22 protein-coding genes are annotated in these 21611 nt (G+C 69.2%); 10 read left to right on the top strand and 12 right to left on the bottom strand.

Features of this window, described 5'->3' with window-relative positions:
- The first annotated feature begins 90 nt into the window (after positions 1-90).
- Genes OG521_14460 through OG521_14445 form a run of 4 tightly spaced genes read left to right on the top strand, consistent with a single transcriptional unit; the run spans position 91 to position 2193 of the window.
- Positions 91-324 carry a hypothetical protein gene (locus OG521_14460; protein ID WUW21926.1) on the top strand — a complete coding sequence of 78 codons (234 nt, stop codon included), beginning with the start codon at positions 91-93 and terminating at the stop codon, positions 322-324.
- Positions 321-929, top strand: a complete 609-nt coding sequence (locus OG521_14455; GenBank protein WUW21925.1) for a pilus assembly protein TadG-related protein — start codon at positions 321-323, stop codon at positions 927-929. Before OG521_14460 ends, OG521_14455 begins: the two co-directional genes overlap by 4 nt.
- Positions 930-958: 29 nt before the next feature.
- Positions 959-1549, top strand: a complete 591-nt coding sequence (locus tag OG521_14450) for a hypothetical protein (GenBank protein ID WUW21924.1) — start codon at positions 959-961, stop codon at positions 1547-1549.
- A 29-nt stretch (positions 1550-1578) separates the two neighbouring features.
- Positions 1579-2193, top strand: a complete 615-nt coding sequence (locus OG521_14445; GenBank protein WUW21923.1) for an OmpA family protein — start codon at positions 1579-1581, stop codon at positions 2191-2193.
- An 86-nt stretch (positions 2194-2279) separates the two neighbouring features.
- Here OG521_14445 and OG521_14440 read toward each other — a convergent pair whose 3' ends face one another.
- The 6 genes from OG521_14440 to OG521_14415 all read right to left on the bottom strand — a co-directional run bounded on the left by OG521_14440 (position 2280) and on the right by OG521_14415 (position 6833).
- Positions 2280-2741 carry a hypothetical protein gene (locus OG521_14440; GenBank protein WUW21922.1) on the bottom strand — a complete coding sequence of 154 codons (462 nt, stop codon included), beginning with the start codon at positions 2739-2741 and terminating at the stop codon, positions 2280-2282.
- Positions 2742-2774: 33 nt separating this feature from the next.
- Entirely contained in the window at positions 2775-3338 is a 564-nt protein-coding gene (locus OG521_14435) for a GNAT family N-acetyltransferase (protein WUW21921.1), read from the bottom strand.
- A 167-nt stretch (positions 3339-3505) separates the two neighbouring features.
- Entirely contained in the window at positions 3506-4405 is a 900-nt protein-coding gene (locus tag OG521_14430; GenBank protein WUW21920.1) for a hypothetical protein, read from the bottom strand.
- Between the two features lie 28 nt (positions 4406-4433).
- Positions 4434-5435 carry a helix-turn-helix domain-containing protein gene (locus OG521_14425; protein ID WUW21919.1) on the bottom strand — a complete coding sequence of 334 codons (1002 nt, stop codon included), beginning with the start codon at positions 5433-5435 and terminating at the stop codon, positions 4434-4436.
- 343 nt (positions 5436-5778) lie between these two features.
- On the bottom strand, positions 5779-5970 hold the full coding sequence (locus OG521_14420; protein WUW21918.1) for a hypothetical protein: 192 nt from the start codon (positions 5968-5970) through the stop codon (positions 5779-5781).
- Positions 5971-5981: 11 nt separating this feature from the next.
- Positions 5982-6833: a helix-turn-helix transcriptional regulator gene (locus tag OG521_14415; protein ID WUW21917.1), complete on the bottom strand. Its 852-nt coding sequence runs from the start codon at positions 6831-6833 to the stop codon at positions 5982-5984.
- A gap of 311 nt (positions 6834-7144) precedes the next feature.
- Between OG521_14415 and OG521_14410 the strand changes: the two genes are divergently transcribed.
- Entirely contained in the window at positions 7145-7672 is a 528-nt protein-coding gene (locus OG521_14410) for an ATP-binding protein (protein ID WUW21916.1), read from the top strand.
- A gap of 16 nt (positions 7673-7688) precedes the next feature.
- Here the strand turns inward: OG521_14410 and OG521_14405 are convergent, their stop codons facing one another.
- The gene (locus tag OG521_14405) at positions 7689-8249 is read right to left on the bottom strand and encodes a TetR/AcrR family transcriptional regulator (GenBank protein WUW21915.1); all 561 of its coding nucleotides are present in this window, start codon (positions 8247-8249) and stop codon (positions 7689-7691) included.
- 141 nt (positions 8250-8390) lie between these two features.
- Between OG521_14405 and OG521_14400 the strand changes: the two genes are divergently transcribed.
- From OG521_14400 to OG521_14385, 4 genes are all read left to right on the top strand, one after another.
- On the top strand, positions 8391-10118 hold the full coding sequence (locus OG521_14400) for a carboxylesterase family protein (GenBank protein WUW21914.1): 1728 nt from the start codon (positions 8391-8393) through the stop codon (positions 10116-10118).
- A gap of 145 nt (positions 10119-10263) precedes the next feature.
- Complete coding sequence (locus OG521_14395) at positions 10264-10638, top strand: hypothetical protein (protein WUW21913.1); 375 nt, start codon at positions 10264-10266, stop codon at positions 10636-10638.
- A 134-nt stretch (positions 10639-10772) separates the two neighbouring features.
- Positions 10773-11147: a hypothetical protein gene (locus tag OG521_14390; GenBank protein WUW21912.1), complete on the top strand. Its 375-nt coding sequence runs from the start codon at positions 10773-10775 to the stop codon at positions 11145-11147.
- Positions 11144-15604: a caspase family protein gene (locus OG521_14385; GenBank protein ID WUW21911.1), complete on the top strand. Its 4461-nt coding sequence runs from the start codon at positions 11144-11146 to the stop codon at positions 15602-15604. Before OG521_14390 ends, OG521_14385 begins: the two co-directional genes overlap by 4 nt.
- A 58-nt stretch (positions 15605-15662) precedes the next feature.
- On the opposite strand, the gene OG521_14380 is transcribed toward OG521_14385, so the two are convergent.
- From OG521_14380 to OG521_14365, 4 genes are all read right to left on the bottom strand, one after another.
- Positions 15663-16784 (bottom strand): HAMP domain-containing histidine kinase, encoded by a 1122-nt coding sequence (locus tag OG521_14380; GenBank protein WUW21910.1) that lies wholly within the window; start codon positions 16782-16784, stop codon positions 15663-15665.
- The gene (locus OG521_14375) at positions 16777-17529 is read right to left on the bottom strand and encodes a response regulator transcription factor (protein ID WUW21909.1); all 753 of its coding nucleotides are present in this window, start codon (positions 17527-17529) and stop codon (positions 16777-16779) included. The genes OG521_14380 and OG521_14375 overlap by 8 nt, the downstream gene beginning before the upstream one ends.
- 9 nt (positions 17530-17538) lie before the next feature.
- Positions 17539-18312: a VanZ family protein gene (locus OG521_14370; GenBank protein ID WUW21908.1), complete on the bottom strand. Its 774-nt coding sequence runs from the start codon at positions 18310-18312 to the stop codon at positions 17539-17541.
- Positions 18313-18503: 191 nt separating this feature from the next.
- A complete protein-coding gene (locus OG521_14365; GenBank protein WUW21907.1) occupies positions 18504-19445 on the bottom strand; it encodes a VCBS repeat-containing protein in 942 nt (313 codons plus the stop codon).
- Positions 19446-19923: 478 nt separating this feature from the next.
- Between OG521_14365 and OG521_14360 the strand changes: the two genes are divergently transcribed.
- On the top strand, positions 19924-20922 hold the full coding sequence (locus OG521_14360; protein ID WUW21906.1) for a nitroreductase/quinone reductase family protein: 999 nt from the start codon (positions 19924-19926) through the stop codon (positions 20920-20922).
- Here the strand turns inward: OG521_14360 and OG521_14355 are convergent.
- On the bottom strand, positions 20919-21596 hold the full coding sequence (locus OG521_14355; GenBank protein ID WUW21905.1) for a TetR/AcrR family transcriptional regulator: 678 nt from the start codon (positions 21594-21596) through the stop codon (positions 20919-20921). The genes OG521_14360 and OG521_14355 overlap by 4 nt on opposite strands.
- Positions 21597-21611 lie beyond the last annotated feature (15 nt).

Genomic DNA, 21611 nt, shown 5'->3' with positions numbered 1-21611 from the left:
GCCAGGAGGAAGCCGGAAGCGCGAACGACACGAAGACTTACGCAGCAGTGTCGGCCGACTTCCGGTCGGCCGAACTCGGAGGGGAACACCATGTCGAACATCACCCTGAAGGCCGCCACCACCACGCAGGCGTACATCAACGGCTGGAAGAACACCGCCGTGGACGCCATGAAGCGCCGCAGCGACAAGGGTCAGGGCGCGATCGAGTACGTCGGTATCACGATCCTCGTGGTGGCGATCGTCGTGGCACTGCTCAACACGAACCTGGGCGCCACCATCGGCAACAAGTTCACCGAGAAGATCAACTCGGTTCTCAACAAGTGAGTCCGTACACCCGCCGCGAGTCAGGGCAGGCCGCACCGCTGTACATCACAGCGGTGACCGGCCTGCTCTTTCTTGCGTTGATCTTCTTTGCGTTCGGTGAGGCCGATGTCAAGCGCAACGGTGCTCAGAGTGCTGCGGATGCTTCGGCTCTGGCAGCGGCCAAGGAGTCACGGACTCTGCTTGGGCTGGAGCTGAAGGTCCGAGTCATGGACAGGGCGTTCTACACCGAGGTGTTCAATGCCCCGTATGTGGGGCTGCCCGGCTGTTACAAGGCGATCTCGTTCGCTGCGCAGAATGACGCCAGAATCGAACCCAACGGCTGTAATCCGCTGACGGGCCTCGACTGGGGTTACAAGGTCAAGCTGCGGACGAACAAGGCGATGAGTGCCAACCTGGTTCCGGGTACTGAGGGGAAGCGGGCGAAGGCAACTGCCGCGGCCATTGTCGAAGGCCACTGCAAGTTCATCCCGAACCCGATCCCCACGTCACCGTCCATCGGCGAGGTTGTGTGTACGACTGGCCTGACATGGGTGGTCAGCCCTCAGAGCCTGGCAATTATGCCTGACATGGCCGACCTCTTCTCTGTACGCCTGGTTGAAGACTGACCGCGATCAAACGCAAAGGAACTGGACCGATGAGCAATCCGCATGTGAGGAAGCTGCGACGAGCAGCAACCGCTGTAGTTCTTGCTGCTGGCCTCACCCTCTCCGCGGCCGCCTGTGGGAGTGACAAAGGCGGCGGCGTGAAGGAGAATCCGTCAGCCGCGTCGTCCAAGTCGACCGATGGCTCCGGAAAGGGCGGGGGGCCGACTGTTCCTGACACCAGCAAGGTGTTGGTTACGGTCAAGGGCGACGCCGGAGTTGACTTGGTGGTCAATTCGGCGACGCGCGACTCCGGTGGCTTTCTGACAATCAGCGGACAGCTCAAGAACACCGGTGCCAGTATCTACACAACCCCCGTGCAATGGAGCGGCGAGGAGGAGGCTGTTGCAAGTACCGGGCGATCTCTCGCTGCTATGACGCTCGTGGACTCGCAGGAGAAGAAGCGGTACTACGTGCTTCGGGACACTGACAACCGGCCTCTGACTACGAGCGGGTTCGATCCGAGCATCGATGCGGGGAAGAGCCTCACCTTCTTTGCGCAGTTCCCGGCTCCCCAACAGTCCACGACCCAGGTGGACCTTCAGTTCCCGGGGTTCACCACCACCAAGATTGAGATTTCTTGATGAGGGCCGCCATCGCTGGCAGTCCCCCCATGCGTACACGCAGGGTCGTGACTTTGCTCGTCGCGATGACAGCCTTTGGGGTTGTGACGGCGCCAGGAGCAGTCGCGGATGACAGCCCTTACCCGTCCGCGTCTGCGGAAGCCCCGGTCAAAGTAGACCCGAACGACTCGGACCTGAAGCTTCCGGAAGGTGCCACTCTGGCGCCCGCCAAGGTCCTCGACATCAAGTCCGTCGTAGAGGACCTGGGAGGAACTGAGCGTCGTGAGGACACCAACTCCGACATCAAGTTCGCGCTCCAGGCCGAGGTGCTCTTCGGCAAGGACAGTGCCAAGTTGAGTTCTGCGGCCAATGGCCGTATCAACGCCATTGCCGAGGAGATCAAGAAGCAGGACGCCAAGAAGGTCCGGGTGTTCGGCTTCACCGACAACCTGGGTTCTTCTGCCCACGGCGACGTGCTCTCCAAGCAGCGTGCGGAGGCCGTGCACAACGTCTTGGACAAGGCGCTGGCCGGCACCGGTATCGCGTACGAGATCCGTGGTTACGGCGAGCAGTACCCGATCGCCGACAACGGAACGGAAGACGGTCGCAAGAAGAACCGCCGCGTGGAGGTCTCCTTCGCGCGTGCGGAAGGCTCGAAGAGCTGATCCACGCTCCTGACGGCGCTGGGATCGACGCTTCGAGTCGCGCCTGACGGCCGGTGCCGTATGCCATTCGCATACGGCACCGGCCGTCAGTCTTTGCAGGCCACCGATGATCTCGTTTGGGCGTCGCGCCCAGGGCGTGCGGCCGCGGCAGCGATGCCGGAGTTCCGCAGCGCGCGGGCCAGGTGCTCCATCTCGGGGAGCGTCCCTGAGCAATCACCGTCCAGCACGCGGCGGAGCGCCGCCCTTGCGTTCGGCAGGTCGAGGCCCAGCTCGGCTCGCAGTACGCGCATGATGGCGGCTCCCGTGGCCGGCGGACTGCTCACCCGCAGGTGCGCAGGTCCGTGCTCGGAGAGCATCTGTCGGCGTCGTTCGGTGGGCATGTCGCCCTCGCACACGGCCAACGCATCACCACAGGCTGAGCAGGTCGACTCGACGTTCCATCGCAGACGGCCGTCCACGAGTGCCTGCACTCCCCAGTACTCCAGCTCGCCGCCGCAGTTCTGGCAGACAGCGGAGTACCTGACGGATTCGAGTACCGATTCGAGCATCCCCATCTCCTTCCATCGTCTCCGCGAACAGAGCTACGAGGCTGTCCCGTCCGCCCGAGGGCAAGCCAGACGCCAGACTTGAGCCTTGCCGGTATCGCCCGGGGCAGGGCGCCCGGTGGGGCCGTCACTGAATTCGGTGAAGCCGAGTCGGGCCGGGACCGCACCGCTGGCGAGGTTGGCCGGGTCATGGACGACCTCGACGTAGTCGACGTCGGGGGACTGGAAGGCCTGGTCGACCAGGGCGCGTGCCGCGCGGGTGGCCACGCCGCGGCCGGTGGCTGCCGGATGAAGCCAGTAGCCGATCTCGCGCCCGTTGTCCGGGCTGTCCTCACGCCGGAACAGCTGACAGGCGCCGACGATGGCGCTGTCCAGCACGATCGCGTAGGTGAATTCCCGGCCGCCCTCCCAGGCCTCCTGGCGGCGGGCCAGGAAGTCGGCGGTCCTGGTCAGGCTGTGATCGGCGACCCAGGGCATCCACGGGCGCAGGTGATCCAGCGACTCCGCGATGACCTGGAACAACTCCGGAAGGTCCGCCTCGCGATCGAAACGGCGGAGCGTCAGGTCACCCAGCTCGATCACTTGCGGTGGAAGGTCCATACGCAGAGGATCGTCCCCCGTCGACGTCAGTGGCAACGGGGATGGGAACTCTCAGGTCCTCGGCGGTGGTGGCAGTGGCGGCTTACGGGCTCCTCCGTGGGTGGGCCGTCGGCCGGCTGCCGTCGCTGCCCTGGCGCGGGCAGCGACGGCACCGGGTAGAGGCCGGGCTACTGCTCGGTGAAGACTTCCTCGGCGGTGGTGGCGGTGGCGGCGCGGTGGAGCCACTGGCGGAGGAGGTTGGGGTCGGTACAGGTGTCGATCTCTTCGCGGGTCTCGTCGGTGAGGGCGATGCCGCGCGCTTCGAGGATCAGCAGCAGGCTTTCGACCTGGCCCTTTGCCTGGCCCTTTGCCTGGCCTTCCGCCCGGCCTTCGTCCCGGATTTCTTCGGAGATGAAGGACTTGTAGAAAGAGGTGTCCACGGCCACCAGGTTCCTCCACTGTTGTGCGGCAGGGCGGTTGCCCAGGCCTTGTGCGGTGAGTTCGACGATGGGTTCGGCGATGTTGTCCGGTGCCTCGCGCAGTGCGGAGGAGAGCGTTTTAAGTATGGCACCGACGTCCGGATTGTCGGCGTGTGTGATGGCGGCGAGGGTGGCGAGTGCGAGGTCCTTGCGGGCTTCGGCGACGTTGGTGATGACGGGCATGTTGTGGGGCCCTGCGACGAGCGGGTTGAGGGTGAGGGTGGGCCATTGGCGGAGGCCGATGGTGATGGGGCGGGCGGCCCACTCGGCTGTGGCGTGGTCCTGGCAGACGACCAGGAGCAGGACGGGCAGCGCCCCGTATCGGTTGTGGAGGTAGCTGACGTAGTAGGGCCAGCTGGTGGTCTTGCGTGGGTCTTTCTTGCCTTGGGCTTCGACGGCGAGGAGGAAGGGGCCGTCGTCCTGCGTTTCGATGCGCAGGAGAGTGTCCACGCGGCGTTCGACGGGGCTGTTCTCGGTGAGGTCGGTGGGCAGGACGGTAGCCGAGGTGGGCTGCGGGATGTCGATGCCGAGCACTTCGGAGACGCGGGAGAAGAGGCCCGGGTACTCCTGGAAGATGCGGTGCATCGCTTCGTGGGGTGAGCTGACCATGCGGGTCCGTTCGGGGTGAGGGTGGGAGTCAGGCCGTTGCATGCAGGTCTGCGTGCGTGGTGGTTCGGCAGTCGCGGCAGTGGCCGGGTTCGTGGGCGCGGAAGGCGCGGTCGCAGGTGTCGCAGTTCTGGAGCGGGATGACGATCACCTTGCGGCGGGATGGGGTCAGGTCCTTCATGCCGGGGAGCGGGGGCGGCAGGAGCGTGGTGATCCGATGCCGGAGCAGCCGTGCGGGGTGTTTGACCGGAGTGGGGAGGTCGTAGGTGAGGGCGTGGCGGATGGTGTCGGGGTGGGCGTCGCGTTCGAGCCAGGCGGCGACGCCGGGGGCCAGCGCCTTGATCTCTCCCTCGGGTAGGCCGAGTTGGGGTGTGTGGCGGCGGAGGTCGGCGAGGAGGGTTGCGGCGGCCTGGTGGAGTTCCTGGCTGGGGGCGTGGGGCTGGGGGAGCGGCGGGGGTTGTTTCCTCGGGGCCGTGGGAGCCGGTACGAAGACGGGAGCGGGTGGCCGCGTCGGCTCGGGCGGGGTGGCGGGTGCGGTGGGCGCGGTGCGTGCGTCGCGTGGGGGCGCCGGGGTGACGGGTGGGGCCGTGACCGGCGTGGCCCGTGGCTTGCTGCGGGGTTGTGGCGTGGGGATGGTGGGGATCTTGGCGCCGGGCTGGTTGTACGAGTACGTGCGCGTGACGATGCGGCCGTCGGGGAGAGGCTCGCGGCTGCGGTGGAGGTAGCCGGTGGCTTCCAGTTCGCGCAGGGCGGCGGCGATGCGGACTTCGCCCTCCGGGAAGCGGGCGGAGAGAGCCTTGATGCCGATCTTCGCGCCGTTGGGCAGCGACTGGATGTGTGCGGCGAGCCCGATCGCGGTGAGGGAGAGACCGCGGTGCTGGGCCAGGTGGTTGCCGATCACCGTGAAGCCGGAGGTGTGGCGGACGTTGACGTGGATGACGCCGGATGTCGGCGTGACGTCGGGCCGGGCACCGGGAGTGCCGGGGGAGCCGGGCTGGGCGCACGGTGGCGCGATAACCTGCGGGGTAGCCATCAGGAAGGGACTACTTCCTCGTGGTCAGGCCTCGGCCGGGATTACAGTCCCGGCCGGGGCCGTCTCGTGTCTGTGGTTGTCGCGGCGAGCATATGCCAGCCAACCCGCCTCAAATCCAGCCCAGTTGTCCCATGTCACCCGTCCGAGTGACGCAGGTCAGGGCAGGGGCGGGGTGGGGTCTGGTTGGGTTGTTTCCCTGAGTTCTTTAAAGGCCTTTAGACGTCGTGGGTGGCCGCGTCGCGGTCCACCAGGTCGTGGCCGAGGGGGTCGTGACACACCGGGTCGCGGATGCCCGCGACCCGGTGTGCTCTGCCGGGGGCCCCGCCCCGTTGCCTGCGACTGCCTACAGCAGGTGGTCGGCCTTGCCGGCCTTGATGTCACGGATCAGCTGCTGGAGCGACTCACGGCTGTCGGTCAGGAAGTGGTCCTCGGCGCCGGCGACGGCGATGTAGCTGTTGCCCTCTCCGTCCGTCCCGAGGCGGTAGCAGGAATTGCCCTCACCGCAGAATGAGTCTTCCCATATGACGTCCGGCATCTGTCATCTCCTCACAGTTGGCGTGCGATCGTACGGATGAAGTCCCGCGACCTGTCCGGAGGCAGTGCGATTCCCTCCATCCAGTCCAGGTGGGACCGGTACTTCGCCAACTGTGCCTCCGAGTGGACGAAGAGGGGACCGTGCGAGTTGTCGATCTGCACGGTGTCGAGCTGGGGGGCAGCACCCTCGGCGTACAGGACGGTCTGTCCGGCACCGGGGAAGGCGCCGGACTCGAACGGGATGACCAGGAGCGTCACGTTCGGCTGCTCGGACTTGGCCAACACGTGGTCGAGCTGCGCGCGAGCCACGGCTCGACCACCGAACTGCATGCGAAGTGCGGCCTCATGGACGATGCCTGTGTAGGGCGGGGGTGCGCCCCCCTCCAGGATCGTTTGCCGTTCGACGCGGAGCGCGAGCCTCAGAGCAATCTCACGTTCGGGTAGTTGGGGAACGACGACACGGAAGAGCGCCAGGGCGTGGTCCGAGGTCTGGAGGAGGCCTGGGATGTGCATCGAGTACGCCGCACGCATGCGGATCGCCGAGGCCTCCAGTTCGGCGATGTCGAGCAGGCCTTGAGGCAATGCGCCTCTGTACCGCTCCCACCATCCGCGCGCACTGGGTTGCGCCATCTCGACGAGACCGTTGATGTATCTCTCGTCCGTGCAACCGCAGTTGAGGGCGAGTGTGCGTAGGCGCTCTGCGGTGATGGGGCGAGTGCCGGACTCGATGTTCGAGATCTTTCCGCGGTCCACCCCGAGCAAGCCGGCGGCGGCTTCGGCCGATACGGCAGCCGACGTGCGCATCCTTCGCAGCTCGGCACCTAGTCGCTTCTGACGTTCGGTGGGGGAGGGCCTGGCTGCCATGCCGTTCCTTTCCGCGGGCGATCACTGGCAGTCTGCCGCGTGCGCGCACTGAGTGACCACGAAAGGGTTCATCCACCAGGAGGGGAGGGTAAATTTACCCTCCATGCGCTACATTCGGTAACGCACCGCTCACGCAACGACAGCAAGAAGTGCATCACGCGGTCCTGCCCGCAACCTCCTTCCCTGGGAGGGGCGGTCCCGCGTCAGGGAGACAGGCCACTGCTCGTCGTCCGGATCGCGAGAGTCAATCGTGCGCGCCCACGAGGAAGAGGGATACCGCCAACTCGCCACCCGTAACAGGGGAGTCAGCCATGAACTCAACTCCGCACACCGCGCTCTGCCCGGTCACCGACGCGACGCGCACGCCCGATCCGTACCCGCGGTACGCCACGCCCCGGCAGGGCCCGCAGCCCTACCTGCGTCCGAAGGGGCGCTCCGGGCCGGGGCTCTCGCTGAGCTTCACCCTCCCCGGCGACCTCCGCAGCGCACGCATCGCCCGTACGGCGGCCGCCGCCGCACTGGAGGCCCATGGTCTCGGCCCGTACGTCTGGCCGGTGGCGTACGCGGTGACCGAACTCGTCTCGGTCACCGCCCGCATGAGTCCCGGCCAGGAGCTCTACGTATCCCTGAGGCACCGCGACGACGCGGTCCGTCTCCTGGTGTGGGACCAGCATCCGCACCACGGCGACGCCGACCTGGCCACCCTCTGCGAGACCCGGCGCCGCCGGGCGCTCTGGCTCCTCGCGGCCGTCGTGGACGACTGGGGCGGCGAGTGGGGGATGTGCGAGGCGCCGCAGTCACAGCAGGGCACCAAGTCCTGGGTGGCGCTGCCTCGTTAGGGGGATCGTCCAGTCCTCACGCCTTCTCGGGCAGATAGGCGGTGAGTGCCCGCAGGCCCTCGATCACCTCTTCGGCCGTGGGTGCGGACTCGGGGTCCGTGAGGTGTTGCATCATCAGGCCGCTGACGAGGGCCAGCTGCACCGAGCCCAGGGTGCGGATCGTCGCCTCCGGGAGATCGGCCTCGGCCGTTCCGGTGACCTCGCGGGCCATGCCGCTGCGTCCCTGTCCCAGCCCGGCGGTCATCTGCTCGCGCAGTTCCGGATCGCGCTGTGCGCGCAGGACGGTCTCCAGATTGGCCATCCAGAAGGTCTTGTTGGCCGAGAACGCCTCGATCAGCCGGCCCCACAGCGCGCCGAGGTCGGCGTCGTCCGTGGGCGGACCGAAGGCCTCGCCTCCCGAGTCGAGCGCCTCGAAGAGCGCCTGGTTGAGCAGGGCTTCCTTCGAGCCGAAGTGGTAGCCGATCGCCGCCATGCTGACCCCCGCCGCAGAGGCGAGGTCGCGGACCGTCGTGCGCTCGTAGCCCTTCGCGAAGAGGCACTGTCTGGCGGCCTCCAGCAGTTTCTCCCGGTTTCCCATGGCGCGGAGCCTAGCAACGATCTGAACGGTTGTGCCAGGCAAACGCTCTAGACAATCGTATTGGGCGAACGTCTTGCGCAAGTGCCCAAATCCTGGCTAGCGTTCCGAGCGTCGAAGGTTCCGTCGATCCCAGGAGTCCGGATGAGTGCCCGTGTCAGCGCCAGTGCCAGTGCCCGTGCCCGTGCCCGTGCCAGTGCCCGTGTTCGTGGCAGGAGGTCGCGCGCCGGCGCCCTTGCCGTGGTCGTCGTCTCCGCGGTGCTCGCCACCGCGCTGAACACGACCGGCCTCGCGTACGCCCGCCCCGGCAGCCACGTCGCCTGGGGAGGTGAGCCCCACGTCGCCTCTGCCCACGTTGACTCCGCCCGCGTCGCTCCCACCCGGGTGGCGACGGCCGAAGGGCCGGTGCAGGGCGCGGTCGCCGGTGCGGTGCGTACGTTCCAGGGCATTCCCTACGCGGCCCCGCCGACCGGGGAACGCAGATGGAAGGAGCCGCAGCCGGTGCGCCCTTGGGCGTCGCTGCTGGACGCCCGCGCCCCGGGGAGCGCCTGTGGACAGCCGACCGATCAGCCCATCGCGATCGCGGGCGGCGGCAGCGAGGACTGCCTCTACCTGAACGTGACGACTCCGGCCGCGCGGACGACGGGCCGGCTGCCGGTCATCGTCTGGATCCACGGCGGCAGCTTCACGTACGGCGACGGCGCCACGTATCGCGCGGCCCAACTGTCCGCCGCGCAACAGGGCGCGATGGTCGTGACGATCAACTACCGGCTCGGGGCGTTCGGTTTCCTCAGCGCGCCCGGCCTGCGTGCACCGGCCAACCTCGGGCTTCTCGACCAACAGGCAGCACTGAGGTGGGTCAGCCGCAATGCCGGTGCCTTCGGTGGCGACCCCGGCAACGTCACGATCATGGGTCAGTCCGGCGGCGGCTACAGCGTCTGCGCCCAGCTCGTGTCACCCGGAGCCCGTGGGCTCTTCGACAAGGCGATCGTCCAGAGCGCGGGCTGCGTCGGGCCGGACGGTTCGTTCTCGCGCACGCAGGCGGAGGCCAACGGCCGCGCCGTGGCCGAGGCGGCCGGCTGCGACGAGGTGCGCACCGTCGACTCCTGCCTGCGGGGCAGGACCACCGCCGACCTCATCAAGGCATCCGCCTCCGGACACGACGGCTATCGCCCCGTGGTCGACGGCAAGGTGCTGCCCGAGGCCCCGGCGCAGGCGATCGCCGCCGGACGGTTCGCCCGGGTGCCGGTGCTGCACGGTTCCACCCACGACGAGATGAGCGGACTGGCCGGGCTCGACGAGATCATGACGGGGAAGCCGCTCACCGCCGACGGTTATGCCGCGAAGGTCACCGAACAGTTCGGGAAGGACGCTCCCGCTGTCCTGGCCGCGTACCCGGCCGCCGACTACCCGGCACCCGGGGCGGCACTGTCGGCCGTGCTGACCGACTCGGAGTGGTCGACCGCGGCGCTCGACACCCAGCGCGCGCTCGCCCGCTACACCCCTGTCTACGCCTACGACTTCGCCGAGGCGACGTCCCCGTACTTCAGAGGCGTACCGAGGCCGGCGAGCTTCTCACTCGGGACCGGCCACATGGTCGACCTGGCCTACCTGTTCGAGAACGACCTCTTCGAGCCGCTCGACGCCGCGCAGGCCCGGCTGTCGGACACGGCGATCGCCTACTGGAGCCGGTTCGCCGCCACCGGTCAGGTGAACGGACCCGGCACGCCCACGTGGAAGCGGTTCACGCCCCGCGGTTCCTACGTGCAGCGGATCGCGTCCGACCGCACCGGGCGCACCGACTTCGCGGCCGACCACCACCACGCCTTCTGGAAGGCGTTGGCCCCCACCGCTGAACCGAACGGCTCGTGACTGGCCGGGCGACGGCCGGCACGCCACCCGTTCTAGGGTCCCTGGATGGGATCGCCTCGGACGCCACACTTCCCGATGCCCTGCGTGAGGCGGTGTCGGAAGGAGTCGATCTCTCCTGATGATCACGAGGAGCGCTGAGTACCCGATGACCCCCGACATACGGCTGGTGAGGGACCTCGTTGCCGAGATCCCCGCCTTCGAGGACCTCTACGCCACACACGTGTTCAACGAGGACGCGGTGCTGCCGCACGTCTTCTTCTGGGACGTCACCCAGGAGACGGTGCGGTCGTACCTCGGCCTGGACGGGGACGGGGACGAGGGCGGGGACGCGCTGGACTGGCGGAGCGTTCTGCGGTTCCTGGAGGAGCGCAGCTCCCGGGGCGTTCCCGAGATCGACGAGGTCGTGGTGACGTCGTTCCTGGCGTACCTGCCGTTCCCCGGGAAGCCCGGGCACGGCATCGTCCGCGAGCTGGGGCCCGTCATGGCGGCAAAGTTCGCGGCGATCCGGCCCGGCGGGTAGTGAACCCGCTGACCCCTGCCATATGGGTTAACTGCCCTTAATATAAAGGGAGTAGGCAACGATTCGTCTGAACCTGAACCTGAACCTGAACCTGAACCTGAACCTGAACCTGAACCGGGACCGAGGGGTGCTCCGTGAAGTTAGACGTGCGCGTGGACGGTGTCCGGGGAGACGAGATCCTCTCGCTCCACAACTGGCTGCAGAGCGACCTCGATGTACGTAAGGGTGCACACGTCGGACTGGCGGCGAGTGATCCGCGCCCCGGCGACATGGGGGCCGGGATGGATCTCATCCAGGTCGTGGTGGACCACGGATGGGATGCGGCCCCGCTTCTGTTGTCCTTCGGCAGCTGGCTGGAGACGCACCGGAGGCGCCCGCAGATCTCCGTACGGACGGGGAACGCCACGATCACGTTCACTGACATCGATGACGCGACCAGGCGACGGATCCTCGATGCGTTGGCGGAAACCCCGGAGACGGGTCCGGAGGATGAGAGCCAGGCCCGGTGATCCAGCTGCCGGGCCCCCAGTCCACCCGAGCCGTCCTGATCGGTACCAGTACCTTCGATGGTCCCGAGGGCGTGGGTGTGGAGAAGAAGCTCGAGGACCTGCCTGGCGTCGGGAGAAATCTCCGGGCGCTGAAAAGGGTCCTGACGGGGGAGTCCTCGTGGAATCTGCCCGACCGGCACTGCACGGTCGTCGCGAATCCGGAGGACGGCGACGCGATGTCCCGCGCGCTGCATCGGGCCATAGAGGCCGAGCCCCACACGCTGCTCGTGTACTACGCGGGGCACGGCCTGTGGCCCGGCGGAGAGGGGAATCTCTATCTGGCCGGGCGGAAGGCGTCGAGGTTCGGATTGGTTGGCTGCCTCGACTACACCAAGCTGGCGGCACAGCTCTCGGCGAGTGCAATCAGTCACTGTGTCGTGGTTCTGGACTGCTGTCACAGCGGGCATGCGTTGGGCGCGTTCCCGGCCAGTCCGCTCGTGGACGGCACTGGTGCCGTAGGGCACCATGTACTGGCATCTGCGCCGGCAGTCGGAAATGCCCGCGCTCCCCAAGGGGAGACGTACACCGCCTTCACGCAGGAGTTCCTGCATGTCCTCGAGAACGGAATCGACGGCGGTCCGGAACTTCTGGATCTGACGTCCGTGGCAAACGAAGTCATCGACCGACTCGGGCGGAAGGGCCTTCCGACGCCGCCGAAGCCCCTGGACAGCGGTGCCGCCGGACATCTGGCCTGGGGCCGGAACACAGCGCACCGCCCCCGCACTGCTCCGTATATCCGCACGCACCAGGAGGAGTTGGCGCAGTTCCGGGGCAGGCGTCACTACATGGACGGGAGGATCCTGCCCTTCATCAGCCCGGGGGACGCCGCCGATCCTGTGCAGCTGTTCGCGGATCTGTCGCGTCAGGAGCGGCCCGTGGCGGGGCAGGAGGCTCCCGGCCGCGGAGTGCTGCTGGTCGGCGCGGCCGGTGCGGGCAAGACGCGTACCTGCTTCGAAGTGGCGCGCCTGGCCGTGAAGCACCCGGGCTGGCAGGTCCTGCACATCGGCAAGGACGCCGAGGCGGCGGTGGTGTTCTCCACTGCCATGGCGCAGACCGCAGATCGCGTGCTTCTCGTCTTCGACTACCTGGACGGCCTCCAGTCGGACCAGCGGGTCGAGTTGGACAGGCTTCTGCGGGCGGAGGACCCGAGCGGGAAGATCGCCTGCCTCGCGACCGTGCGGCGCGGAATGTTGAAGACCCTGAGCAGGGAAAGCTCGCTCGGGCTCAGCGAGGTGCGCCTGCGGATGAGCGAGAAGCACAGTGAAAGCGTGGTGCGCAGCATCATCGAGACCGTGGCTCCTCTCCTCTGGGAAAAGCGGGCGGAGCGGGCCCGGCTGATCAAGGCTTGCGGGCCGCGGCCCGTCTTCGCCCTTCTGGTGGCACGGGAGATCGAGCAGCAGTTCCGACGTGACGGGCGGATTCCGGACCTGGCCGGGATCAGTGGTCGCGGCACGGAGCTCATGCAATGGCTGAGGGCGCGTCTGGACGAGGACTTCGGGGAACCGAGGGGGGACGGAGGCCTGAAGGCCGCCTCCGGGAACAGCGGCGCGAGACTGCTCGCCTCCACGGTGGCCGCACTCTCCTGTGCGCAGGACCGGTCGGCGGTCGAGGACGCCGTAGGCGCATTCCTCGAAACGAGGCGCGACATCACCGACGGGCCCAAGAAGCTGGTGAGCCGTCTGGTCTCCTTCGAGTGGCTGGTGAGCGCCGGTGACGGCATCGACGTCGTTCATGACAGCGTGACGGACGAGTTGCTCAGGCTCGCCCTGCTTCCCCGAGGCGAGGGGATGGATGTGGAGGCCGCCGAGGCGATGCTCTCCGCGTGCCTGGAGAGCGGCCGGACCTTCGACCGGGCAGTCCACCATCTCCGACGCTGGAACACGGACCTCGAAGGCTTGGACGCCGACGAGGTGAGGCGCGCCGTTGGGGGCTGGCTCACGTCCAACGCGTCGCTCGTCCACCACCGGATCTCCGCGGACCCGCGACAACATCGCCTGACCCTGTCGGCGATGCTCTCCGCCGAGCCGTGGCAGAGCGCCACACTTGAGTGCTGGGACGTGCTCGTCGGTCCGTGGCTCGCCGAGGCCACATCCGGACCGCAGCGCGCGGCTGTCGCCGTCATGCTGTCGAACGTGCTCCGCGGGGCATGGGGGGAGCCGGCGCGGCAGATCGTCGAAACGGCTCTGGAATGGGTCTCCCGGCCGAGTAACCAAGATGCGGCCGATGGCCTGCTGCGGGCGTTGATCCAGGCCGAGGGGCTGGCGCCGGATCATCGGGACAGGGCTGTCGAGAAGGCGTTGGCCTGGCTCGACGCGCGCCCTGCGACGGATCCGGCGTTCAGGAGCAGGGCCCTTCTGACCGACCTGCTCAGGACGGCCGGCAGCGGGCCGGGCGAGGACGGGGTGATCACGGCGGCGTTCGGCTGGCTCGACGGGAACAAGCGGAACCCGGAGTGCCACACGGTGCTGCGTGCGCTCCTGCTCCACACCGGCCTGGATGCCGGTCAGGTGAGGAAGGCGGCCAACAAGGCCTTGCGGTGGCTGCGGCAGCCTTCCGACCGGACGGTCTCCCTGCAGCCTCTGGTCCTGGATCCACTGCTTCGGCGGGACGACCTCGAACCGGACCAGCAGACCGAGGTTTCGGACCGGGCCTACGCCTGGCTGGAGAACCGCCCGGAGCGGGTGATGGCCTCCTTCGTCCTCGAACCGCTCCTCGGCCCCCGAGGCCCTCGGGGGCCGGAGGCCACGCACGTGATCAACGACGCCTTCGCCTGGCTCGGCCGGCATGCGCCCACGGAGCGCGCCCCCTTCGTCCTGGGCCCACTGCTGCGCCGTAACGATCTGACACGGGAGCAGCGGGCGAGGGCCATCGACTACAGCTATCCCTGGCTGGCGCAGCGGGCATCGACGAAGGGGGCCGGCTTCGTGCTTTCCGCCCTCCTTTCGCAGCCCGATTTCGACCTGGAGTCCGACTTCGGCCTCGGTCCAGGTCCTGACTCCGGTCCTGGGCCCGACAGGACGGCGGCCGCTGCCGACTACGCACGGGCCTGGCTCAGGGAACACGGGGTCGACGGCGGGGGCTATGTCCTCGGCGCGCTGCTCAGCCACAAGGACACCGTGGGCCCGCCGGCCGACGAGGTCGCCGAACTGGGACTGCACTGGCTCGATACGCAGGGCTGCGCGTGGGAAGCGCGGAGCATCCTGTCGGATGTGCTGGGCTGCCGCGGGGTCGGCACGGCGGTGAACCTGAGGAGGGCCGCGTATGCGCTGGAGTGGCTCGCGCACGGGACCAACGGCACCCAGGAACCGGCCAGCTTCATATACCGGCATCTGTTCGAGCGCACCCAACTCGATGAGAGCCAGGCGGTCACGGCCGGAGGCCTGGCACTGGACTGGCTGACGCTGCACGGCACCTTGCCGCTCGCGTCCTTTGTGGTGGCTCCTCTCGTCAGGCAGCTCAACAGCGGGCGTCTGCCGTCCCTGGACGCGGCGCCCGCCGCACTTCGTGACGTACGTGAGCGGACTGAGGCGGCAGCGGTGCTGTGGCTGGAGGCGAACCCTGACGACAACGGCACGCGCTATGTGATCTCTGCGCTTCTCAAAGGGCCCGGCCCCTTGCCCGACATCGTGATCGACCGGGCGGTCACCTGGTGGTGGGCACACGAGGACGACGAGCACGAGGAGAACGCCGAGCGGGCGGCCACGGTCCGGAGCCAGCTCCTCCGGCATGGCAGGAACTCCGAGGCCGACCGGATCGCCGATCGCGTCATGGGCCTGCTGGAACGCGGACCCCGCCCGGAACCCGGACTGCATGCCACGGTCCTCTTCCTCATCAAGTTGGTTGGCACGGATCGAAACCACTTCGACCGCCTGGCCGCTCATGTCCTCGGTGTGCTCGACGCCGACGGGGCATCGGACGAGAGAATTCCCCTCACGGTCAGCCTGCTGCGGCGGAACGATCTTGCCGCCGGCCATGCGGATCGGGTTGTGTCCCTCGCCTTCGAGCGAATACTTGCGACGGAGCCCGTTCCGGAATGGGGCCAAGTTCTCTACTACCTCTTGAGGCGTGACGATCTCCTGGACGCTCAGCGGGAGCGCGGGGTGGAACGTGCGCATGACTGGCTGACCGTCTTTCCGGATCACGAGCGGGCCTTCCGCATACTCGAAACCCTTGCCTCGCAACCCCAGTTCGGCATCGACGTCCGGTTGCGGGCCGTTCCGGACCTGATGAAGTGGTCGCAGGCGCACGGTGCGGAACCGGGGACGGCCGGCGTACTGATCACCCTGCTCGCTGTCCCTCGCCTGGATGACGAACGGAGGGCGAAGGTGAGGGGCCTCACGGAGAGCTGGCTGGCCGAAGCCTCCCCCGGTCACCCCATGCGAACAGCCGTCCACGACGCCCTCCGACGCGGCAACTGAAATCTGACCGTGGCAAGGCCGACGCCCCTCCCCAGGGCCAACCGCGGCACACGGTCGTCTACGGCGTGCCAGGGATCCGGACCGCGCCCGTCCCCGGAGCCCCGGGAAGCCGCACCGTGACCACGAGGCCGCCGGTCGGGCGGGGGAGCAGGGCGAGGGTTCCGTCGTGGGCGCGGACGATGCTGTGCACGATCGCCAGGCCGAGGCCGAGGCCGACTCCGGCGTGGTCGTCGGTGCGTACGCGTTCCGTGCCGCGCCTGAACGGTTCGGTCAGTGTCGGAACCAGTTCGGGCGGGAGCGCGCGGCCCGTGTTCTCGACCCGCAGCAGGCTCGTGCCGTCGTGTTCCTCGGTGTGGACCGTCACCGCGCCGTCCGTGGGCAGGTTGTGGACGACGGCGTTCTGGACGAGGTTCAGCACCATCCGCAGCAGGAGTTCCGCCGAGCCACTGGTCAGGGCAGCCGTGCCGGTGACGTCCAGCGTGATGCGGCGGTGTTCGGCCAGGGGGAGCAGCGTTTCGGCGGCCTCCTCCGCCACGAGCGAGAGGTCGACGCTCTCGCGGGTGAACGTTCCGCGGTCGCCCCGGCTCAGCAGCAGGAGCGCCTCGGTGAGGTTGATCGCCCGGGAGTTGGCCGTGTGGAGGCGCTCGACGAGTTCGTCCCGGTCCCGCGCGGGGTCCCGGCGGGCGACGTCGAGGAGCGCCTGTGAGATGGCCAGCGGGGTGCGCAGTTCGTGGGAGGCGTTCGCGGCGAACCGCTGCTGCTCGGCGACGTGCGCCTCCAGCCGCTCCAGCATGGTGTCGAACGCGTCGGCCAGTTCGCGGAACTCGTCCCGGCGGTCCGTCATGCCGATCCGGTGGGACAGGGAACCGTTCCCGGCCAGCCGGGCCGCCGCGGTGATCCGCGTGAGCGGCGCGAGCATCCGGCCGGCCAGGATCCAGCCGCCGACGAGCCCGAACACGAGCAGAAAGGCCATCGCCACGGCCGCCGCGGGGGCGAAGGTGCGCACGAGGAGGTAGCGGTTGGGCGAGATCCCGAGCAGGCCCTTCGGGTTGTCGGGTACGTAGCGCAGCAGGAACACCCACACCACGGCCAGCAGGAGCGCACCCGCGACGGCGAGGAATCCCGCGTAGCTGAGGGCGAGTTTCAGCCGGGCGCTGAGCCCCGGGCGGACTCTAGGCATCGGCATCCGTACGGTCGGGACCGGTGGGGCCGCCGGGACCGGTGGGGCCGCTGCGGTCGGGAGCGGGAGGGGGAGCGGGGGCCGAGCCGCTGCCGATCCGGTAGCCGACGCCGGGCACCGTGGCGATGATCCATGGTTCGCCGAGCCGTTTGCGGAGTGCGGAGACGGTGATGCGTACGGCGTTGGTGAAGGGGTCGGCGTTCTCGTCCCAGGCCCGTTGCAGCAGCTCCTCGGCGCTGACGACCCCGCCCTCGGCGGCCACGAGGACTTCGAGCACGGCGAACTGCTTCCGGGTGAGCGCGACGTAGCGTCCGTCGCGGAAGACCTCCCGGCGGAAGGGGTCGAGCCGCAGGCCGGCGATCTCGTGGACCGGGGGCCTGGAGTGCGGGCGCCTGCGGTGGAGCGCCCTGAGGCGCAGGACCAGCTCCCGCAGCTCGAACGGTTTGGTGAGGTAGTCGTCGGCGCCGAGCCCGAACCCGGAGGCCTTGTCGTCGATCCGGTCGGCGGCGGTCAGCATGAGGATGGGGATGCCACTGCCGGAGGCGACGATGCGCCGGGCGACCTCGTCACCGGAGGGGCCGGGGATGTCGCGGTCGAGGACCGCGAGGTCGTAGGAGTTGACCCCGAGCAGTGCCAGCGCGGAGTCGCCGTCGCCCGCGATGTCGGCGGCGATCGCCTCCAGCCGCAGCCCGTCACGGACGGCCTCGGCCAGATGGGGCTCGTCCTCCACGATCAGTACGCGCATGTCCGAAGCCTAAGCAGCCCGCCCCGGCCCCGGCCCTCGTCCTGGCCACCGCTCCGGCCCCGTCGCCGGCGCACGCACCCGGCGCGTACCCGGAGACTCGTCGCCCGGCAGCTCCGGCGGCACCTCCGCCGTCGTCCGCCACCAGCGGCGCGAGGCCAGTCCGGCCACCACGGCGCCCGCCGCGTTGACCAGGACGTCGTCCACGGACGACACCCGGTCCAGCCGCAGGACGTACTGGGCGGTCTCGACCAGGACCGAGCAGCCCGCCCCGAGCGCCAGGACGCGCGGCACGGACGCCGTCGCCGCGAACCGTATCGGGGCGAAGAACCCCAGCGACGCGAAGACCAGCAGGTTGCCGACGGTCCCGAGCGGCCCCATCGTGACCAGGTCCCGCAGCGGTACCAGGCTCACCCGGCCGGGCACGACGCCGGCCCCGGAGCCCGGCATCATCGTCATCCACAGAAACGGTGCCGTCCCGTGGACCATGCCCACCTCGGCCACCGACAGCCGCCATGCGAAGGGGACATCGGCGGCACGCCGGCGGCGGGCCAGCGCCCACACCACGAGCGCCGCCAACGGCAGTGCGGCCAAGCTCATCAGCACCACACCGTTGAACGTGTCGAGGCAGCCGTGCCACCGCCCGGCCACGCACCTCGGCGCGGACATCATGAGCGGCCTCCGGATGACGAACAGACCACCCGCCAGGCCGAGGACCGCCAGGCCCAGGAGCATGATGCCGCGCGCGCGGCGGGGCGAGGTCGACAGGGCAGCGTGCGGGTCCATGGCCCCATTGCAGACGGCGGTCCGTTGCGGTGCCGTATGCGCTTTTCCATACGCTCGCGATACACGGGCGGACGGACGGACGGTGCACGGTGCACGGTGCTCCCCTTCCGCGCGGCAGACGGTGAAACGGGCCGCCCCTGCCGGGAAGCGGCCCGTCCTGTGCGTCGCGGCGCTGTCCGCGGGTGCTCCGGTTACAGCAGGTTGTACGCCTGGAAGCCGTGGCCGATGTTGACCGGGCTGCCGAACACGGCCGCGGCGTTGCCCGTGCCCGAGTAGCGGAACAGATCGCCGTTCGTCTTGCGGGCGATCAGGTCCGTCTTGCCGTCGGAGTCGAGGTCGCCGACCGACAGGAGGCGGTCGTACGTGTTCCAGCCGCCGCCGACCTTCGTACGGGCCGCGAACGGCGCCTTGTAGTTGCCGGTGCCCTTGTAGAGCCACAGGACGCCGGACGTGTCGCGGGCGACGATGTCGGCCTTGCCGTCACCGGTCAGGTCGGCCTGGCCGGCGAGCTGCGTGTACTGGCCCCAGCCCCCGCCGATCCGGGTGCGCGAGGTGACCGTGCCGTCGGGGTAACCGAGGTAGCCCCAGAGCACGCCGGCCTTGTCCAGGCCGATCAGGTCGGCCTCCTTGGCCCCGCCGAGGTTCCCCGGGGAGAGGACCGTGGTGTAGATGTTCCAGCCCTTGCCGACCTGCTTGGTGTACACGTCGAGGTCGTCGCTCCAGGTGTAGTGGAGCGTTCCGTCCTTGCGGAGGTTCCAGGTGGCCTCGCTGTAGCCGTCCTTGTCGTTGTCGACATCGATGGCGGCGGCGGCGAACTCGTAGGTGACACCCACGTCGTACTGGGGCTCGAACCCGCCCTTGCGGTCCGCGAAGTACAGGTACAGATTGGCGGTCTTCTTGTGGACGGCCGTCATCGGGAAGGTGGGCGTCTCCACCAATTCGGCTGCGGCACGCAGTCCCTGCTTCGGGGCCTGCGGGGCGCCGTGCGCCGTCTCGGCCGCGGCACGCGCCCGGTCGGCACCGGCCGGGTCGCCCGAGGCGGACGCCGTACCTGCCGTGACAACCATCGCGGCCGTGACGGCGGTGGCGGCGAGCGCGCCCCTGAGCGCACGGCGACGTCGGATATTGATCATGGAGAAATCCCCCCTGGGATGTACTCGACCTGCTCAACGGCACATGTCGTGTACCGCTGTTGACGGAAGCTTCTCACGCGCCTCTGACAGCGCTTGCTCGGGGCGGGTGTGCCGGGCGGATGTGCTGGACGGATGTGCGCCGCGGAGGTACGCGGACGGACGCGAGCGGGGGAGCGGCCGACGCCCTGGCCGCGTTGACAGCTCGCCCGGTGCCTGTCTGTAATGGACGCGGTGTCGCGTGACGCCGGCCAAAGAGCAGTGGGCCGGCCGGCGGTCGGGCGAGCACCCCGTACGCAGGAGCCCGTCGTGAGTCCATACTCCGCGCTCTGCATCTGAGCCTTCGACGTAGCGCAGTTTTCGCACGTCTTCGCACGTCTTCGCACGTCCTCGTGCGTCCGTCCGTATGCGCGCGCGGCCGCCTCGCAGTCGCCGCGGCGGCCGCGCGCGCAGTCATCATCTTCCGGAGACAGACATCCGTATGCCCACATCTTCTGAACAAGCAGCCGGCGCAGCCGAAGCAGCCGCCACAGGTGGCATCGGCGATCGATCCCTCATCGAGGAGTTCCGCGCCAACCGGGGGAAGGTCGGTGGCCCCTTCGCCGGCCGGGACCTGCTCCTGCTGACGACCACCGCCGCGGTGTCGGGGACCTCGCGGACCACCGTGCTCGACTACGTACGCCGCGACGGTGCGCTCACCGTCCTCGGGGCCGGCACCGGCACGCCGGACCACCCCGGCTGGTACCGCGATCTCCTCGCGCACCCGGTGGTGGGAGTGGAGATCGGCACGCAGGACTACCAGGCGCTCGCCGTCCCCGTCCGGGGTCCGCACGACGAGGAACTGCTCGCCGCGTCGCCCGCCCGCATCCCGCCGGCCGTCGTGCTGGAACGCGCCGATCCCGAGGTGTGGGAGGGGCGGCCCCGCGAGATCAGGACCCTCGCCGACAAGGTGATGGAGGTCCACACCTGGCTGCGCGGCGAGTTGCGGCAGGTGAAGGCGGAGACCGACGCGCACTTCGCCGCCCGCGCCGCCCACCGGGGACCCGGCGAGCCGCCTGCCCCGGGGCTCGGGCTGCAGATCAGGCAGCGCTGTCTGGCGTTCTGCCAGGCGCTGGAGTTCCACCACACCAGTGAGGACGATCATCTGTTCCCCGGGATCGCGCGGTACCACCCGGATCTGGGCGAGACGCTCGACCGGCTTCGCGACGAACACCGCACCGTCGCCCGCATCCAGAACGACCTCGCGGTGCTGCTGGCGGGCATCGGCATCGCCGACCCGGAAGGGTTCCGCAGTGAACTCCACGCCATGTCGGCCGAGTTGAACGCTCACTTCGACTACGAGGAGGAGACGATCGTGCCGCTGCTCACCGATGTCCCCTGGCCGCCCGGGCCTCCGGCGGATCCTTCGTCCGCGGCTCCGACCGCGCTTCCCGTCGACACCGACACCGACACCGACACCGACGTCGGCGCGGCCGACTAGGGCTCGGGACGGGCTTCGGGGCGGGATTCGGGGCGGGCTGAGGGGGCGGCCGGCTGGTGCGGCGCCGGGCCGCGGTGCCGCACCAGTGGCAGGTACACCTCGTCGACGATCTCCACGAGGACGTCGTCGGGCGCGGTCGGGACCCCGCGCGTCACGAACTCGTTGCGCAGCAGGATCATGGCCACCGTGGCGACCCGGGGGTGGAGGGCCTCCGGGGCCGCCTCGCCGCGGGCGACCGCGCGGCCCAGGACGGTCAGCCAGGGCGCGGTCCCGGCGTCGCCCGACTGGTCCTGCAACTGCCCGAGGAGCTCCGCCGCGCCGCCGGCGGCGGAGAGCAGTTCGCGCAGGATCGCGCCGAACGGGGAGCTCCAGTTGCGGTTCGCCAGGCGCAGCAGCTCCAGGGTGTCGCCGCGCAGTGTGCCCGTGTCGGGCGGCTGGACCGTCGTGGCGAGCTGGCGGTACGCGGCGATGCCGAGGGCGAGGCGGTTGGGCCAGCGGCGGTAGAGGGCGTTCTTGTTGGTGCCGGCGCGGGCGGCGACCTTGTCCATGGTCAGCCCGGCGTACCCGGACGCGGTGAGCTCCTCCGCGGCGGCGCGCAGGATCGCCTCCTCCAGGACGGCTCCGCGCCGCCGGGTCTGGCCGGTGCCCGGCTGCCCCTTCGCGTCCTCCGCCATGCGAACGTCCCTCCG

The organism is Streptomyces sp. NBC_01463 (assembly GCA_036227345.1).
Lineage (GTDB): Bacteria > Actinomycetota > Actinomycetes > Streptomycetales > Streptomycetaceae > Streptomyces.
The sequence above is the reverse complement of the archived record's forward strand: the minus strand, read 5'-3'. Positions and strand labels throughout refer to the sequence as shown.